Origin of the sequence: Erwinia sp. Leaf53 (assembly GCF_001422605.1) — a bacterium.
Classification (GTDB): Bacteria; Pseudomonadota; Gammaproteobacteria; order Enterobacterales; family Enterobacteriaceae; genus Erwinia.
In genome coordinates this window covers 150,774-168,278 of record NZ_LMLK01000022.1, presented here as the reverse complement: position 1 = coordinate 168,278, position 17,505 = coordinate 150,774, and the positions used below count along the sequence as shown (strand labels likewise).

Annotated in this window: 16 protein-coding genes; 10 read left to right on the top strand and 6 right to left on the bottom strand. The window is 60.5% G+C overall.

All coding sequences use genetic code 11. From position 1 onward, the window contains the following. Positions 1-711 precede the first annotated feature (711 nt). From ASF13_RS14555 to ASF13_RS14540, 4 genes are all read left to right on the top strand, one after another. A complete protein-coding gene (locus ASF13_RS14555) occupies positions 712-1,443 on the top strand; it encodes an amino acid ABC transporter ATP-binding protein (RefSeq protein WP_056237540.1) in 732 nt (243 codons plus the stop codon). A gap of 23 nt (positions 1,444-1,466) precedes the next feature. After that, positions 1,467-2,135 (top strand): amino acid ABC transporter permease, encoded by a 669-nt coding sequence (locus ASF13_RS14550; protein ID WP_056237538.1) that lies wholly within the window; start codon positions 1,467-1,469, stop codon positions 2,133-2,135. 19 nt (positions 2,136-2,154) lie between these two features. Continuing rightward, a complete protein-coding gene (locus ASF13_RS14545) occupies positions 2,155-2,946 on the top strand; it encodes a transporter substrate-binding domain-containing protein (protein ID WP_056237536.1) in 792 nt (263 codons plus the stop codon). Between the two features lie 277 nt (positions 2,947-3,223). After that, the gene (locus ASF13_RS14540) at positions 3,224-4,693 is read left to right on the top strand and encodes a catalase (protein WP_056237532.1); all 1,470 of its coding nucleotides are present in this window, start codon (positions 3,224-3,226) and stop codon (positions 4,691-4,693) included. Between the two features lie 96 nt (positions 4,694-4,789). On the opposite strand, the gene ASF13_RS14535 is transcribed toward ASF13_RS14540, so the two are convergent. Continuing rightward, positions 4,790-5,452 carry a TetR/AcrR family transcriptional regulator gene (locus ASF13_RS14535; protein ID WP_056237530.1) on the bottom strand — a complete coding sequence of 221 codons (663 nt, stop codon included), beginning with the start codon at positions 5,450-5,452 and terminating at the stop codon, positions 4,790-4,792. A 285-nt stretch (positions 5,453-5,737) separates the two neighbouring features. Between ASF13_RS14535 and ASF13_RS14530 the strand changes: the two genes are divergently transcribed. Beyond that, entirely contained in the window at positions 5,738-5,995 is a 258-nt protein-coding gene (locus tag ASF13_RS14530; protein WP_056237527.1) for a YdgH/BhsA/McbA-like domain containing protein, read from the top strand. Between the two features lie 32 nt (positions 5,996-6,027). Continuing rightward, entirely contained in the window at positions 6,028-6,276 is a 249-nt protein-coding gene (locus ASF13_RS14525; RefSeq protein WP_056237523.1) for a hypothetical protein, read from the top strand. Between the two features lie 138 nt (positions 6,277-6,414). Here ASF13_RS14525 and ASF13_RS14520 read toward each other — a convergent pair whose 3' ends face one another. From ASF13_RS14520 to ASF13_RS14510, 3 genes are read right to left on the bottom strand one after another with little or no spacing between them, the layout of a single operon-like run. Further along, positions 6,415-7,401 (bottom strand): alpha/beta hydrolase, encoded by a 987-nt coding sequence (locus ASF13_RS14520; RefSeq protein ID WP_056237520.1) that lies wholly within the window; start codon positions 7,399-7,401, stop codon positions 6,415-6,417. Then, positions 7,391-8,293, bottom strand: a complete 903-nt coding sequence (locus tag ASF13_RS14515; RefSeq protein ID WP_056237517.1) for an alpha/beta fold hydrolase — start codon at positions 8,291-8,293, stop codon at positions 7,391-7,393. The genes ASF13_RS14520 and ASF13_RS14515 overlap by 11 nt, the downstream gene beginning before the upstream one ends. Then, positions 8,290-9,348, bottom strand: a complete 1,059-nt coding sequence (locus tag ASF13_RS14510; protein WP_056237514.1) for a sugar phosphate isomerase/epimerase — start codon at positions 9,346-9,348, stop codon at positions 8,290-8,292. The genes ASF13_RS14515 and ASF13_RS14510 overlap by 4 nt, the downstream gene beginning before the upstream one ends. A gap of 184 nt (positions 9,349-9,532) precedes the next feature. Between ASF13_RS14510 and ASF13_RS14505 the strand changes: the two genes are divergently transcribed. After that, positions 9,533-10,129, top strand: a complete 597-nt coding sequence (locus tag ASF13_RS14505; RefSeq protein WP_056237513.1) for a TetR/AcrR family transcriptional regulator — start codon at positions 9,533-9,535, stop codon at positions 10,127-10,129. A gap of 90 nt (positions 10,130-10,219) precedes the next feature. Continuing rightward, a complete protein-coding gene (locus ASF13_RS14500) occupies positions 10,220-11,707 on the top strand; it encodes an aldehyde dehydrogenase family protein (RefSeq protein WP_056237510.1) in 1,488 nt (495 codons plus the stop codon). Between the two features lie 100 nt (positions 11,708-11,807). Here the strand turns inward: ASF13_RS14500 and ASF13_RS14495 are convergent, their stop codons facing one another. Further along, entirely contained in the window at positions 11,808-12,677 is an 870-nt protein-coding gene (locus ASF13_RS14495; protein ID WP_056238395.1) for a LysR family transcriptional regulator, read from the bottom strand. A gap of 136 nt (positions 12,678-12,813) precedes the next feature. Here ASF13_RS14495 and ASF13_RS14490 point away from each other — a divergent pair, with 136 nt between their 5' ends. After that, complete coding sequence (locus ASF13_RS14490) at positions 12,814-14,196, top strand: aldehyde dehydrogenase family protein (protein WP_056237507.1); 1,383 nt, start codon at positions 12,814-12,816, stop codon at positions 14,194-14,196. Positions 14,197-14,452: 256 nt separating this feature from the next. On the opposite strand, the gene ASF13_RS14485 is transcribed toward ASF13_RS14490, so the two are convergent. Beyond that, the gene (locus ASF13_RS14485; protein ID WP_056237504.1) at positions 14,453-15,496 is read right to left on the bottom strand and encodes an LLM class flavin-dependent oxidoreductase; all 1,044 of its coding nucleotides are present in this window, start codon (positions 15,494-15,496) and stop codon (positions 14,453-14,455) included. A 407-nt stretch (positions 15,497-15,903) separates the two neighbouring features. Here ASF13_RS14485 and ASF13_RS14480 point away from each other — a divergent pair, with 407 nt between their 5' ends. Next, complete coding sequence (locus ASF13_RS14480) at positions 15,904-17,490, top strand: ABC transporter substrate-binding protein (protein WP_056237500.1); 1,587 nt, start codon at positions 15,904-15,906, stop codon at positions 17,488-17,490. The last annotated feature ends 15 nt before the right edge of the window (positions 17,491-17,505 follow it).

Genomic DNA, 17,505 nt, shown 5'->3' with positions numbered 1-17,505 from the left:
AAAGGCAGGGGTGGTCGCCCCCGCCTTGTTTCAAGTCCCTTTGGCTCTTACGGGCTTCCGGTCAGTTGCCTGACTGCAACGATAATCTGCAGGGTAACGTAAACGATCTGCAACGTTACCAGGATGGTTGCCAGATTAATCACTTGGGCGTTCTCCATCACGCGGAGAGTGCCACACGTCGCTTATGCCTTTGGGTCTCCCTCACGACGCGTATCTTGCTGAAATTGTCTGTGGCACTCAACGGGGTGGAGGCAGAACGGACAGCACCACCTGTTGCCGAACGGGAAAATCTGAGCGCCTGACGCTTTGCCACCCGATTGAATGCCATGACTTACATTTCTCAGCCAGCACATCATAGCGATAATTACCCACGTGACAATTAGCATGCTTCATCACTTCGATGAGGTTTACAGATTGACAGCACCAGGTTCAGGACTAAAATATCACCCTCTTGCTGAAATTGCCTGTGGCACAGTTTCTGACGTGGTCACCACCCACAGCAGGAACAGAAATCAAACCCGTCTTACCAGGTCGGGTTTTTTTTCGCCCTGAATTTCCCTGCCTGCTCTTTTGACTGCGGCGCACCGTGGGTCCTGTCCGCTGACCTCTCGCCTTAACCCATCTCCCGGTTAACCATATATTTTTTAATCATTCGTCCTGTTTTTTTGCCCGCGTTACACTGAATTTCATGTGAAAAGGGCGGAAAACTCAATGATCAGCGTTAGCGGTTTAAATAAAAAATTCAAAGATTACCAGGCGCTTAACGACATTAACTTCAGCGTGAAGCGGGGCGAAGTTGTCTCCATTATCGGCCCGTCCGGTTCCGGTAAATCGACCCTGTTGCGCAGCCTCAACCTGCTGGTGAAACCGGATAGCGGCCAGCTGCAGATCGGCGATAAGCAGATCGACGCCGGGCGCTTAACGCGCCGCGGCACCGCAGAATTTCGTCGCCAGAGCGCGATGGTGTTTCAGCACTACAACCTGTTCCGCAATAAAACCGCGCTGGAAAATATCACTGAAGTGCTGATCTACGGCCGTGGTTTTTCACGCGGTGATGCTGAAGCAAGGGGCAGGGAGCTGCTGGACCAGGTGGGGCTGGCGCATAAGGCCGACGCCTATCCGGTCACCCTTTCCGGCGGGCAGCAGCAGCGGGTGGGCATTGCCCGTGCGCTGAGCCTGGAGCCGGCCGCGCTGCTGCTGGATGAACCGACCTCCTCACTTGACCCGGAACTGCGTCGCGACGTGCTTAACCTGATCGCCAGCCTGGCGGAGCGTGCGCTGACCATGCTGATCGTCACCCACGAAATGCGCTTCGCCCGTGACATCTCCCAGCGAATTTTCTTTATGGATCAGGGCCGTATCATCGAACAGGGTGCCCCTGACCAGCTGTTTGACGCCGGCGCGCACCACCGCGCGCACCGTTTTCTTCATGAGTTTGCCTGAGCCGGTAAAAGGGAGTTTTGCTGATGAATTTTGATGTGAACTATATGCTGGCGCTGATCCCCCAGCTGCTGACGTACCTGCCGGTCACCCTGTATATCGCGCTGTTCTCCATCGTGCTGGCCACGCTGCTGGGCATCGGCCTGGCGGTGCTGCTGCGGGGCGCGCGGCCGCTGGCCGTCTTCGCTCAGGTTTATATCTCCTTCTTTCGCGGCACGCCGGTGCTGGTGCAGCTGCTGATCATCTACTTCGGCCTGCCGCAGCTGTTTCCGGCGATGAACAGCCTGAACGCCACCTGGGCGGTGATTATCGGGCTGAGCCTGAACAGCGCCGCCTATCTGGCCGAGGTGTTTCGCGCCGCCATCGACTCGGTGGATAAAGGCCAGTGGGAAGCCTCGCTGGCGTCCGGGCTGAGCGGGTTCCAGGCCTCGCGGCGCATCGTGCTGCCGCAGGCCGGGCGCAACGCGCTGCCGGCGGCCGGTAATATCTGGATTGGACTGATCAAGAACTCCTCGCTGGCCTTCACCCTCGGCGTCAGCGAACTGCTGGCCGGCGGCAAGCTGATTGCCACCGAATCACTGAAGTACTTTGAAGCCTATTTTGCCGTCGGCCTGATCTACTGGGCGCTGACCATCGTGCTCAGCGCGCTGCAGCGTCGGCTGGAACGGGCCGTTGGCAAACCTTACCTCGTCTGACTCATCGGGAAATCACGTTATGAAAGGCTATAAAATTGCGCTGCTGGCCGGCGCGCTGGCCGTGCTGAGCGGCTGCGACAAGGCCGCTGACTCCGCGGCGGAGCAGCCGGTGCTGCGGGTCGGCGCCACGCCGGATGGCTATCCGCACTACTTTGTGGAAGGCAAACAGGTGAAGGGCTTCAGCGCCGAAATCCTGATGGCAGTGGCGGACAAAATCCACTACAAAATTGAGTGGGTCACCTCGGACTGGGTGGGGGTGCTCGGCTCACTGGAAACCGGCAAGGTGGATACGGTGGGTAACTTTGCTGATACCCCGCAGCGCCGCGAGAAGTATGACTTCAGCGTGCCTTATTACTACTCCGCCGCCGCGCTGGCGGTGAGCGTCAACAATACCACCGTGCACGGGCTGAAAGACCTGGCCGGTAAGACCGTGGCCGCCGATCTCGGCTCCAACTATGCCAACGTACTGAAAGAATTTGATCCGGAAAACAAAATCAGGCTGGTGACCTTTGACGGTTCTGACGTGGTGATTAACAGCGTGGCGCAGGGCAAGGTTGACGCCTATGTTTCCGGTGAAGTGCTGCTGCTGGGCCGGATTAAACACCGCAACCTGCCGCTGAAGGTGGTGGGGGAAACCTTCGGTGAGAAAACCGTGGCGCTGCCGTTCCGCAAGGATCAACGCGGTGAAGCGCTGCGTAAAAAAGTCGACGTGGCGATCGAACAGCTGCGCGCCGACGGCACGCTGAAGAAGATTTCAGAAAAGTGGTTTGAGCGTGACCTTACCGTCAGCAATCAGCCTGCAAAAGGATAACGTTATGACGATGCATCTGGCGCTGTTCCCTGAAACCACAGTCTGCTACGCGGGCTGACGATGGATCGCCGGTTCCGGCTTTATCTACGGCTGATTCACTGGCGGAACGCATGACGCAGTGGTATCAGCAGCGTGCGGTGAATGGTTTTGTGGTGATGCCACCTCGGATTGCACCGCCCGGCAGCCTTATTTAACGGCTTGTACACTAATCACCCACCAAAAGTGGGTGTTTGAACTACCTTTAACCGTTGATTCTTCAATTCGTCAGGAGACAACGATGAGCCACGATCCCCGCAAACCCACCACCACCGACGCTGGCATACCGGTCGCCAGCGATGAACATTCGCTGACTGTCGGCCCTGATGGCCCGATTATGCTGCACGATCACTACCTGATCGAACAGATGGCCAACTTCAACCGCGAGCGCATTCCTGAACGCCAGCCCCACGCCAAAGGCAGCGGCGCTTTCGGCCATTTCCAGGTAACGGATGACGTCAGCCGCTACACCAGAGCGGCGCTGTTTCAGCCGGGCGTAAAAACGGACGTGGTAATGCGTTTCTCCACCGTGGCGGGAGAGCGCGGCAGCCCTGATACCTGGCGCGACCCGCGCGGCTTTGCCATCAAGTTTTATACCGAGGAAGGCAATTACGACATGGTGGGTAACAATACGCCGGTGTTCTTTATCCGCGATCCGATGAAGTTCCAGCACTTTATCCGTTCGCAGAAGCGCCGCGCCGATAACAACCTGCGCGACAACGATATGCAGTGGGACTTCTGGACGCTGTCGCCGGAGTCATCCCATCAGGTAACCTGGCTGATGGGGGATCGCGGCATTCCGTCAAGCTGGCGGCATATGAACGGCTACTCCAGCCACACCTACCTGTGGGTTAACGCCGCCGGGGAAAAGTTCTGGGTCAAGTATCACTTCAAAACCGATCAGGGCGTTGAGTTCCTGGCGCAGGAGCAGGCTGACCAGCTGGCCGGCCAGGACGGTGATTACCATACGCGCGATCTGTTTGAAGCGATTAAGCGCGGTGAGCACCCCAGCTGGACGCTGTATATGCAGGTGATGCCGTTTGCCGAAGCGGAACACTACCGTTTTAACCCGTTCGATCTGACCAAAGTGTGGCCGCACGCTGACTATCCGTTAATTCGCGTGGGCAGGCTGACGCTGGATCGTAATCCAACGGATAACCACGCGCAGATCGAGCAGGCGGCGTTTGAGCCGAACAATCTGGTCCCCGGTATCGGCCTCAGCCCGGACAAGATGCTGATTGGCCGTATCTTTGCCTATGCCGATGCGCACCGGGCACGGCTGGGCGTCAACTACAAGCAGATCCCGGTCAACGCGCCGCACTCGCCGGTCAACAGCTACAGCAAGGACGGTGCGATGCGGATTAACCCGGTCAGCGATCCGGTCTATGCGCCGAACTCTAAAGGCGGCCCGGCCGCCGACGGCGTGCGTTATCCTACCGATTCTGCCTGGCCGGCCAGCGGCGAGATGGTGCGCCAGGCCTACACGCTGCGCCGCGATGACGATGACGTAGGTCAGGCTAATACGCTGATTAATCAGGTGATGGATGACGCCGCCCGTCAGCGGCTGGTGAATAACGTCAGCGGTCATCTGCTGAACGGCGTTGAAGAACCGGTGCTGTCGCGCGCCTTTGATTACTGGCGCGCAATCGATCGGACGATAGGCGACCGTATCGCGCAGCAGGTGCAGGCGGAACGCGCAAAGCGCAGCTGAGGGTCATGCCATCAGACCTGGCTGCCCGGGCATAATCGGCCTGCAGGCGATCTACCCGCGGTAAAAAAACCGGGCGTAACGTACACGCCCGGAGATTCAGTCAGTTTCGGTGCCTGATGCGTCGCAGCCCAGCCGGCTCAGCAGCGGCCACTGCAGCATTAAGGTATCGATGAGCCCATCCAGCTCCGCGCGGGAAGCCCCTTCGCGCGCGCGCACCGACATGCCCTGCAGCAGGCAGCCAAGATAACTTGCCAGCTGCTGCACGTGGGTCTGCGGATCCAGCTCGCCTGCCGCCTGACGGCCCTGCAGAAACGCCAGCAGCTGTGCCTCCTGGCCCTGATGCTTTTTACGCAGCATCTCCGCCACCTCGGTTGAGTCGGCCGACAGGCCGGTGGAGGTGCAGATCAAAAAGCAGCCGCCAGGCTTTTCACCGTCGGTAAAGCAGGCGGCGGTGGTGCGAAAATAGTTCTCGATTCCCCCGGCTACGCAGCTCTCCGGGCAGACCAGCTGCGCCTCGCTCTGGCTGGCAAATTTATCCGTGTAGCGATCGACGGCGGCGCGAAACATCCCCTCTTTATTGGTAAATTCCGCATACAGCGTCGGCGCTTTGGCACCGGTGGCGGCGACCAGATCGGCCAGCGAGGTGGCTTCATAGCCGTGCCGCCAGAACAGCTCCAGCGCTTTATCCAGCGCCGCCTCGCGGTCGAAGGTTTTTGGCCGGCCACGGCCTTTACGTGTTACGGCGTCCTGCTCAGTCATCGTCATTACTCCTCACTTCGCATTAGCGCACAAAAGATTAAGTTATCAATCAGTATAAAAATATTATATGCGCCTGTCGAGTGACATTGCTCGCAGATTTTCACAGCAGTAAGAACAAAAAATTCTAACTTTATTCAACGTAAATTCAGTATCTTAACCATTAAGTTATCGATCGTTAATAAAATGGTGTTGACGGGTTGCCACGCACTGCTTATCATTTTCCTATCGATCGTTAATAAATAACGACGGCAACCTTAAATCAACGAATCAAAGCGAGATAAAATCATGAAAACCATCAAAATGACCCTGGCCGCCATCGCCCTGACTACTGTTTCTTTCGCCGGTTTTGCCGCCGATCAGGTCAGCAGCGCGCCTGAACAGCAGCAGGAAATCGGCGTGGTATCCGCCAGCGGCGCCTCTAACCTGACTTCTCTTGAAGCGCGTCTGGCAGCAAAAGCAGAGCAGGCCGGTGCAAAATCATTCCGTATCACCTCAGCATCCGGCAATAACAAACTGCACGGCACTGCGGTTATTTACCAGTAACAGCAAAATGTGATGGTGCATCAGGGGGAACTATGAAAAGCACATCTTTAGCCCTTGTTGCCGTCATCCTGAGCACCCTGTCCGGTGCCAGCCTGGCTGCATCTTCTGCGGGGGCACTTCCACCGGTTTCTGCGGTGGTGTCTAACGTCACCGGCAGCACCACGCTGGTGTCACTGGACGGGCAACTGACGGGAAAACCACAACCCCGTCAGGCAACTTTACGCACCGCCTCCCTGTGGGGGCTGAATGAAGCGAACGGGATTGCCATTAGCGACCGTTAATACTGCACGCAGCAGAACGGCCGGGCCAGAGAAGACCTGCTCCTTTCCGTTAAAGGCGGCGTGTCGTTAACCGTTAGAACGCCTGATGATTTTTCATCAGGCGTTTTTTTTTAACGGCCTGCCAGTAAAGCCGTTGCCTCAGAAAAATGCCGCCCGCTGATAGCACTTTTCCGCCTGTTCAGTGACGGCAGTCATATGCATTGCCCCATGGATCTGCCCGGCCAGCCGCTCAACGCGCACTCTGACGCCCGCCTCCGTCAGTCTGGCGGCATACGCCTCTGCCTCATCACGCAGCGGATCGTATTCGCAGCTCAGAATCGTTGCCGGCGGCAGCCCGCGCAGATCGGCAGTGGCCAGCGGGGAAAACAGTGGCTGCGGTGACGACGTCCGCGCACCGTTCTGACCCGTGGGGAAGTATCCGGTGTTGTCCAATGTATTGTGACCCGCATGCCTGACGGCATCATTACCGGCATAGTACTGCCAGCAGGCCTGCATCATCTCAGCCGTTAAGCCATAGCCGGTGGCAAACTGCTGATAAGATGCGCTGCTCATCGTCGCATCCAGCGCCGGCCACAGCAGCAGTTGGTGGGCGATATCCGGCCCGCCGCGCTCGCGGGCCAGCAGGCAGGCCGCCGCCGCCAGATTGCCACCGGCGCTGTCACCGCCCACCGCAATCTGAGCGGCATCCAGGCGCAGCACCGCAGCCTGCTGATGAATACCGCACAGCGCCGCGTAAAAGTCCTCCAGCGGCAGCGGATAAGGGTGCTCGGGGGCCAGCCGGTAATCCACCGCCAGCACCACGCGGCCGGTGGATTCTGCCAGCTGGCGGCATGGGCGGTTCCACGCCTCCAGGCTGCCCAGAGACCAGCCGCCGCCGTGCGCCCAGACCAGCGCCGGAAGATTGCTCTCCCCCTGCCGGGCATAAGGCACGTAGATCCTGACCCTCAGGGGCGTGCCGTCGGCGGCGGGCAGAGCCAGCTGCTGTTGCCAGGCCGCATCCCGATCTTCCCCCTGCTGCTGAATCAGCCCGGCATCGGTCGCCCGGCGGAGTTCGGCCAGCGTTAGCGGAGCTGACGGGGCCGGTTGTGCCGCCAGCCAGGCGGTGATGGCGGGATCAAGCGGCATAACCTGCTCCTTTCTGCAGAAACGGCAGCAGCAGCTCGCCGAATGCCTGTGGGCTCTCTTCGGTAATAAAGTGGCCACAGTCCTCGACGATGGCGTGCTGCAGGTCGGGTGCCAACGGCTGAAGCGTCTGGTAAGGGGCATCGGCGGTGGCGTGCCGGGAACCGATCGCCAGTACCGGCATGGTCAGCGGGATCTGCCCCCGCCGCCTGTTCTGCCGCACCGTTTCGGGTATCGCCCGGTAGTAGTTAAAACCTGCCTGCAGGCGGCCCGGCGCACGGTAAGCATTGATATAAACTTCCGCCGCCACCGCACTTCGCCGCCATGACCAGCGGTCAAAGATAAAGCTCAGATACTGCCGTTCGCGCCCGAGGGTCAGGACTTCCGGCAGCGCGTCGAGCTGGTTGAACATAAAGTGCCAGAGGAAGATATTCTCTTCCGGCGCGACGAACACCGGTGGCGGTGGGGCCAGGCCTGGGATCACCGCTTCGGTGAGTACCAGCCGTTCCACCGCCTGCGGAAAATCGGCTGCCAGCGCATAGCCCACCCACATACCAATATCGTGGCCGACCAGCTGAAAGCGTTGATGTCCCAGCTGCCGCATCGCCTGGTGCAGGATGGTGGCAATCGCGCCGGTGTCATAACCCGCCGCCGGTGCGTCAGACTCACCGCAGCCTGGCGGATCAACCGCGATCGCCTGATAACCGGCGGTGGCCAGGGTCTGCATCACGTGTCGCCAGGTGTACCAGGTCTGCGGCCAGCCCGGCAGCAGCAGCACCGGCGGCCCTTCTCCGGCGGTGACCAGATGCAGCCTGCGGCCGGACACCGTCAGGTAGCGATGCTGCCAGTCGTCAGGCAACAGGTCGGTCTGGGTCAGTGAGAATGTGTGTTTCATAAGGCGATCCCCATCAGCGCGCGCAGTTCATCTGCCGCAAGCGGCGCAGCGGCAAAGTCATCAAACACCGTATCGGCGACGTTGATAATATGCTCGCGGATAAAGGCCGCCCCCTCACGCGCACCGTCCAGCTTATTCTTCAGGCAGCATTCCCACTCCAGCGTGGCCCAGCCCTGATAACCCTGTTGCGTCAGCAGAGAGAAGATGCGCTTAAAATCGACCTGGCCATCACCTGTGGAGCGGAAACGCCCCGCACGATCGGCCCATGACTGATAGCCGCCGTACATCCCCTGACGGCCGGTGGGCGTAAACTCAGCGTCCTTGACGTGAAACATGCGGATATAGGGTTCGTAGATCTGCAGGAAAGCGAGGTAATCCAGCTGCTGCAGCACAAAGTGGCTGGGATCAAACAGCATCCGGCAGCGCGGATGGTGGCCGGTGCGCTGCAGGAACATCTCAAAGCTGATGCCATCGTGCAGATCTTCACCGGGATGGATCTCAAAGCACAGATTGACGTTGTGCGCGTCGCAGGCGTCAAGGATCGGCAGCCAGCGGTGGGCCAGTTCGTCAAACGCGGTCTCTACCAGCCCGGCGGGGCGCTGCGGGAACGGGAAGATATAGGGCCAGGCCAGCGAACCGGAGAAGGTGCCAAGTTCGGTCAGCCCGAAGCGCGCCGACGCCTTTACCGCCGCCAGCATCTGACCGGCCGCCCACTGCTGGCGGGCGATGGGATTACCCTGCAGATGCGGCGGGGCGAAACTGTCGCACAGCGCATCATAGGCCGGATGTACCGCCATCAGCTGGCCGAAGATATGGCTGGTCAGTTCGCTGATTTGCAGCTGATGCCGTGCCAGCATCTGGCGGATTTCATCGCAGTACGACTGACTTTCCGCCGCCAGATTAATATCGATAAAACGCCGGTCCCAGGCCGGGATCTGCAGCGCCCGGAAGCCGTTCTCCTGCGCCCATGCGGCCACCGCCGCCAGACTGTTAAACGGAAACGCGTCGTCGCTGTACTGAGCAAGGTGCAGGCTTGGACCCTTAATGGTTTGCATACTGAACTCCTATTGTTTGTTGATTGACAAACAATAGGGTAAAATCAGCGTCCTGGGCAACGGCTGTTGGCCGTGTGCCGCACAATTCGCTCATCCCGCGGCGTATTTATTAGCGGATTAAGGTGCTAACAGGCTGAATAATTAGCATAATAACCGGCAACCAGCACCCAACGATGGAGCCATGATGGCGGGCAGACCAAGAGAATTTGACCGTGAGCAGGCGTTAATCACCGCCAGAGATCTGTTCTGGCGTCACGGCTATGAGGGAACGTCGCTGGCCGATCTGGTGGCCGCGCTGGGCATTGCCTCGGCGCGCATCTATAAGGCCTTTGGTTCAAAAGAGCAGCTCTACCGTGAGGCGATCGGCCACTACGAGCAGCACGAAGGGGGATTTGCCACGCGCGCGTTGCAGCATCCGCAGATCCTCAGTGCCGTGCGCCAGATGCTGGAGCAGGCGGTGTTACTTTACACCGTCAGCGATCCCCCGGCCGGCTGCATGGTGGTCTCGGCGGCGGGCGGGCTGAGCGAGGAGAACCAGCCGCTGGCGACGTGGCTGGCGCAGCAGCGTAAAGAGCGCACTGCTGAAATCGTCGCCCGGCTGCAGCAGGCGCAGGCGGACGGGCAGTTGCGGGCGGAAGCGGCCGTGCCGCCGCTGGGGGAGTATTACGCTACCGTGCTGCATGGACTGTCGGTACAGGCGCGCGACGGAGCCAGCCGGGAGCGGCTAAACGCGGCGATAACGCTGGCGATGCTGCCGTTACAGAACCTGCTGATCGACTGATCTTTTGTGCCGTTCATCCGTATGGGGGATTTTTTTCACCACCGTCCGGTGCTGAGATGACCTGACCAGTCTGAATTCAACGGAGGCGGCATGGGCAGCACAACACTTCTCACGGCGGTTAGCGATTTCCTGCGGCGCGAACACGGCCATTTTATTAACGGGCAATGCAGCAGCGGCAGCGGTACACGGCGGCCGGTGATCGATCCGGCCAGCGCCCGGCGCATTGCAGAGGTGCACGACGGCGGGGCGGCAGAGGTTGCCGCGGCGATGGCCGCCGCGCAGGCGGCCTTTAACGGCGAATGGGCCGCCACGCCGACGCTGGTGCGTGGCAACCTGCTGCTGAAGCTGGCCGCGGCGCTGGGGGCCCATCGTGAAGAGCTGGCGCAGTTGGAAACCGTCTGCACCGGCAAAACCATTGCCCTGTCGCGCGGGCTGGAGTTGGATCAGTCGGTGGCGTTCCTGCGTTATTTTGCCGGCTGGGCGGGAAAAATCAGTGGCGAAACGCTGGACGTGTCGATCCCCTCCTTCGCCGGAGAAAAGTACCGCGCCTTCACCGTGCGCGAACCGCTGGGCGTGGTGGTGGGTATTCTGCCGTGGAATTTTTCGATCATGATTGCGCTATGGAAGTGTGCAGCCGCGCTGATCTGCGGTAACACCGTGGTGCTGAAGCCCAGCGAGTTTACCCCGCTGACCCTGCTGCGGGTGGCGGAACTGGCACAGGAGGTCGGCTTTCCCCCGGGTATTCTTAACGTCATCAACGGCGACGGTAAAACCCTCGGCCCGCTGCTGGTCAACCATCCCGCCTGTGCGAAGGTCAGTTTTACCGGCTCGATGACCACCGGTCGCTCGGTGGGCAACGCCTGCAGCGCGCGCGGCATTCCGGTGACGCTGGAGCTGGGCGGGAAAAATGCCGCGCTGTTCCTTGACGATCTGAGCGTCGAAGAGATGGTGGCCGGTATTCTTGAGGCCGGTTACGTCAATCAGGGGCAAATTTGCGCCAGCGCCGAGCGTTTCTACCTGCCTGCCGGCAAGATCGACGCGGTGCTGCAGCTGCTCAGCCAGCGCCTCGCGACGTTCACGCCGGCTTCGCCGCTGGATGATGACTGCCCGCTCGGCCCGCTGGCCAACGCGCCGCATCTGGAAAAGGTGCAGGGGTTAATTGCCGCCGCGCAGCGGGACGGCGACCGGCTGATCTGCGGCGGTACCCGCCCGGCAGGGGAGGGTTATTATCTGCTGCCGGCGGCGATCGCCGCCCGCAGCGCGGATTCCGCCATTATGCAGCAGGAAACCTTTGGACCGGTCGGAGCCTTCCTCGCCTGGCAGCAGGAGGAGCAGGCCCTGCAGTGGATCAACGACTCCCCTTACGGACTCTCGGCCAGCGTCTGGACCCACGATCTCAGCAAAGCGCTGCGCTACAGCGAACGCATTCAGGCCGGCACCGTGTGGATCAACATGCACACCTTCCTCGACCCGGCGCTGCCGTTTGGCGGCATCAAAGGCTCCGGCAACGGCCGCGAGTTTGGCAGCGCCTTTATCAACGACTACACCCGGCTGAAATCGGTGATGATGCGTTACTGAACCTGTAGCGAAACTAAGCCTGCCCGGCTGGCGTTGTGCAGGCTGCTTCAGTCACAAGGTGACTGACTGCGTTATCTCCCTCCCTGCAGGATGCCGCATATCAGTCTGACTGAGGCAGCGGCGCGAACGTCCCGATCATCGCCTGACGGTTAGCCGATCTGCTGCCCTTCAGCCACACCAGCCAGATTTCGGCGGCACCCTGACCGTCAGCCAGTGGCCAGGCGCGCACGCTGTCGCGCCCCGGCATGCTCGCCAGCATGCTGGCCGGCACCAGCGCCAGCCCGGCACCGGCGCTGACGCAGGCGACGATGCCGTGATAGGACTCCATCTCAAAAATTTTACCCGGCACCGCGCCGTCGCGGGCAAACCAGTTCTCAAAGCGCCGTCGATAGGAGCAGTTGGCGCGAAAGGCGTAGACAGTCGCGCCGGAGATGCTGGCGGCGTCCGGCACCGGCGGGTGATGGAGCGCCGAGATCAGCACCAGCTCTTCGGCAAACACCGCCACCCCCTCAAGCTGCGGATGCCTGGGCGGGCCGTCAACAAAGGCGGCGCTGTAGCGGCCGCTCAGCACGCCGTCAATCATCGCCCCGGACGGGCCGGTGGTCAGGTCCAGCTCTACCTGCGGCCAGCGCTGATGATAGCGCGAAATCAGCGGCGGCAGGCGCACGGCGGCGGTGCTCTCAATCGACCCCAGCGTAAAAATGCCGCCCGGCTGCTGGCCGGAGACGCAGGCGCGCGCCTCGTCCGCGAGCGCCTGCAGCCGCCTTGCGTAGTCGAGCAGCGTGCGGCCGCTGTCGGTTATATGCAGCCGCAGCTTCTCGCGGCGAAACAGTTCGCAGCCCAGCTCCTCTTCCAGCTGGCGCAGGCGGGTGGAGACGTTCGACGGCACGCGGTGCAGCTTCCCGGCGGCGGCGGTAATGCTGCCCTCTTCGGCCACGGTGCGAAATACCTCCAGCTGGGTCAGATCCATCATCTTTCTCTTTTTAGTACGGTTATTTTCTTAATTATTCATTTTTCATGAAGGTATCGCAAGCCTATGATAAGTCCATTCGAAGCTGGCGCTGGCTGCCATACTTCACAGTCAACTCTGATAAAAGGTGCCAATCATGACCCAGACAACCGTCGCCGTATCCCGTAACCCCGCAACCGGTGAAGAGCTGGCGCGCTATCCGTTTGCCAGCCAGGCCGACGTGGACGCCGCGCTGGCGCAGACGGATGCTGCCTTTAAGGCCTGGCGCAGCCGTCCGGTAGCCGATCGCGCGCAGCTGCTGCGCACCATGGCCGGGGCGATCCGTCAGCACGCCCGGCCGCTGGCGGAGATGATGACCGCCGAGATGGGCAAGCCGATCGACCAGGGGCTGGCCGAAGTGGAGAAGAGCGCGAAGCTGTGCGACTGGTACGCCGAGCACGGCCCGGCGTATATCGCGCGCGAACCGACGCTGGTGGAAGGTAACAAAGCCTTTGTTGACTACCTGCCGCTGGGCCCGGTGCTGTCGGTGATGCCGTGGAACTTCCCGATCTGGCAGGTACTGCGCGGCGCGGTGCCGATCCTACTCGGAGGCAACAGCTACCTGCTGAAGCCGGCCCCTAACGTTATCGGCTGTGCGCTGCTGCTGCAGCAGGTGCTGCAGGATGCCGGCGTGCCGGTCGGGCTGTTTGCGGTGATCAACGCCGGTAACGACGGGGTGGCGCAGGCGATCCGCGACCCGCGCATCAAAGCGGTCACCGTCACCGGCAGCGTGCGCGCCGGTTCGGCGATTGCCGCGCTGGCCGGTGCCGCCATCAAAAAATGCGTGCTGGAGCTGGGCGGTTCGGACGCCTTTATCGTGCTGGCGGATGCGGACATTGATGCTGCGGTAAAAGGCGCCATCACCGGGCGCTTCCAGAACAGCGGCCAGATCTGTATCGCCGCCAAGCGCATTATCGTGGAGGAATCGGTGTATGACACCTTCCGCGACAAGTTTGTCAGCGCGGTTGAGGCAATGAAAATTGGCGACCCGCGTGAAAGCGGCGTCTGGATCGGCCCGATGGCGCGTTACGATCTGCGCGATGAGCTGGACGGTCAGGTACAGGCGACCCTGCGCGAAGGCGCTGAACTGCTGCTGGGCGGCAAGCCGCTGCCGGGCGTGGGTAACTGGTATGCGCCAACGGTGCTGGCTAACGTCACGCCGGCGATGACCAGCTTTAAGCAGGAGCTGTTTGGCCCGGTCGCCTCGCTGGTGGTGGCAAAAGATGCCGATCACGCCATTGAGCTGGCTAACGACTCCGAATTTGGCCTGGGCGGCAGCCTGTGGAGCCGCGATCTGGAGAAAGCGCAGCAGCTGGCGTCGCGCGTGGAGACCGGCGGCATGTTTATCAACAGCCCGAGCTTCTCCGACCCACGCGTGCCGATCGGCGGAGTAAAAAACAGCGGCTTTGGCCGCGAGCTGTCGCATTTTGGCCTGCGTGAGTTTACCAATCCGCAGACGGTGTGGATTGAACAACCTTAAAACCCCGGCCCCGTCACCCGACGGGGCCGATTTATCTCCGACGATAACCACATCCCGCCATCTGAACCAGCGGCAACGTCGCGGATTTACGGGCCTTCTGAGAGTTATCACTTCCCCTTAACGCCTGACCTGAGCCGGTTGCCGGCGAAGCCTGGGGTGTTTTTCTGACTGACCTGTGACTTATCAGCTGCGCCGTCAGCAGCAGGCTCCGGTCTGAACGCGGCAGGAATCCCCGTCCTTCAGGGCGTGAAGGATATCAGGCAATACGTGTCAGTGGCGTCCGTTGCGCCTGCCAGCCCAGTTCTGGCGCGATCAGCGTCGCAAAGTCGGTGAGGATCTGCCGGTACTCCGCCGCGCTGAACTCATACGGCAGCTCCAGCCGCAGCTCGTCCACCTGATGCAGCACCGGATCGTTCACCAGCCGTTCGATAATCTCCTCTGCGCTACCGACGATATCCTTTGAGAACAGCGTGCGGCGTTCGCCCTGCGGGGCGAGCGTCCGCGCGTGGCGGCTGGCGGCAAACCCGGCGTAACGGCGGCGGCTGGCCTCGCTGGCACCGTCGGTGGGGACGATCACCCGTCCTGCCGCGATGCGCGGCGGGCGTGCGCCGGCGGGCAGGTTCTCGCGGTAGGCCTTGAGCTGCGCCAGCTGCGCGGTGTGGTAGTCATCGGTATTTTCACCGGAGGTGAGGTTGCCGATCAGCAGGTTAAAGCCGTTGGCCGCCGCCCAGCTGACCGAACGCAGCGAGCCGCCGCCGTACCACAGCCTGTCCGCCAGCCCCGGCGACTGCGGGTGCAGGCGCGGACGCTGCTGGTTGCCCGGCGAAACGATAGTTTCCCCCTCCGGGCCGAGATAGTGGCCGCGCAGATTGTCCTGCAGCTGCTTAACGCGACCATACGAATAGTCCTGCTGCTGCCAGTCATCAAAGAACACCGACGGCCCGATAAGCTCCAGATGGTTAGGCTTACCGGCGCTCAGGCCGGCGTTCAGCCGCCCGCCGGAGAGGACGTCAACGGTCAGCAGATCTTCCGCCAGCCGGAACGGATTCTCATAGCCCATCTGGATCACCGCGGTACCCAGTTCTATGCGCCGGGTGCGCTGGCTGGCGGCGGCGAGGAAGGTGCTGGCCGACGACACGCCGTGCTCGAGGTGGCGCTGGCGCACCCAGGCCCCGTTAAACCCGAGCGCCTCGCCCAGTTCGAACAGCTGCAGCGTCTCCTCCAGCCCCTGCAGCGGCGTTTCATCCGGGTAATTGCCGGGGGTGAGAAATGCGATATGTGAAATTGCCAGTTTTGCCATAAAAGTAACCACGCAGTCCTTGTATTCGCCTGTGCTCCACCGGGCCGGGAGCGACCTGCGATGGAGTGTGTCCTGACCGTCGGCGCAGGGGAAATAAGCAATCCGGCAGTCGATATGCAAAAAATGACAACCGCCTCCTGACCGGTGACGCCCCCTGAACCGATACGCGGCAGTTACCCGCCAGAGCTGCGGTGCGGGTTATTCAGGTTTGGTCGGCCACTGCCGGTTAAATCATTCACGTGAAATTACCGGCAATTGTTTTGCGCTTTAAGCATTTGTCACTCCCTCCCGCTTCAATTATTGTGCGGCCTTACCTCTTTTTTCTGAGTTAATTCCTCGGGCAGCCAGAGAAATTTGCGCCTGCTGGCTCATGCGCAACTGTATACTAAAGATAATCGGGAGTAGGGATGAAAGCGTTAATTAAGGCTGCCGCGCTGGCGGTATTTGGCATAAGTGCCATCACCGTTGCGGCGGCGGAGGATAACAGCGTATTACGTTACGCCATCTGGAGTAATCCCAACGGTACGTTTCATCCCACGCTCTATTTTTCTAATTATGACCGCGCCGTCATTTTCACCGTATACAGCCGCCTGTTTATCCTGGATCCGCAGCAGAAGCCGGTGCCGTCGCTGGTGGAAAAATATGATTATTCTGCCGACGGTAAAACGCTGACCCTGCATCTGCGCCCTGGCGTCAAATGGCACGACGGCCAGCCGCTGACCGCCGAAGACGTCGCCTTTACCTACGCCAGCGAAGCCTCGCCGGACTTTCCGCGCGATCGCCCGGATTTTGTTAAGCGCCTGGCAGGGTTTGACGACGTTGATAGCGGTAAAGCGCAGGCGCCGTCCGGGATTAAGGTGATCGATCCGCTAACCGTCAGCTTCACCTTTACCGCCCCTTACTCCGGTGCGCTGGCACACTTTGCCGATAAGCCGGTGCTGGCAAAACATATCTGGCAGAAGGTGCCGGTTAAAGAGTGGAACAAAGCCAGCCAGCTGCTGCGCCATCCGGTCGGCAGCGGACCTTATAAATTCGTTGAATTTATCTCCGATCGGTACGTTAAGCTGGAGCGTAATGACGACTACTTTGGCGACAAAGCCAGAGTGAAGACGCTGATTTTCAAAGTATCCAGCGCGCAGACGGTGCAGAATGAAATCATCAACGGCGATATTGATATCGCCGAGCTCTCCAGCTGGAATCCGCGCGATCTGGCCGCTTACCAGAAGGCCGGCATCCGCGTCGAGGAGCAGCGCGGCACCACCGCCCAGTATCTGTCGCTGGACACCACTAACGGCAAGCTGCAGGACCGCCGTGTGCGCCAGGCGCTGGCGTATGGCATTAACCGCCAGGCGATCGTCGACAAGCTGCTGGCCGGTCACGGTCAGGTGTTTAACACCAAAGAGAGTCCGCAGAGCCCGTTCTATCCGTCAGGCTTAAACCCGTATGCCTACGACCCGCAAAAAGCAAAAGCGCTGCTGAAAGAAGCGGGCTGGGTGGACAGCAACGGGGACGGCATCGTCGAAAAAGACGGTAAGCCGTTTACCCTGACTATCGATTACCCGACCGGCAACCGCACCCGCGAACTCACGGCACCGATTATTCAGCAGAACCTGAAGGCGGCAGGCATTAACGTGGTGCTGAACGCCGCAGACTTTAACGCCACCCTGTCGATCCTGCAGGACGGCCAGCGGAAATACGACGGCCTGCTGATGGGGGGGACGTTCCGTCCTGGCGTTTACGATAATAATTTCTGGTGGGAACGGTTTAAATCACCGCAGCTGGATAAGTTCGCGGATGAATTTAATTCGACCATCGACCCGGCGGCGTTAAAAACCAGCGTCGGCGGCTGGCTGCGGGACATTAATACCGAAGTGCCGCACGTCTGGCTTTATATTCCCAACGAGGGCTACGTGCTGAGTAAACGGGTGACGCATTATCACTCCTGGGCTTATGAACCTTTTGCTGACGTCAGCAGCTGGACGGTTCAACCTTAAGCCTGTGCACTTCCC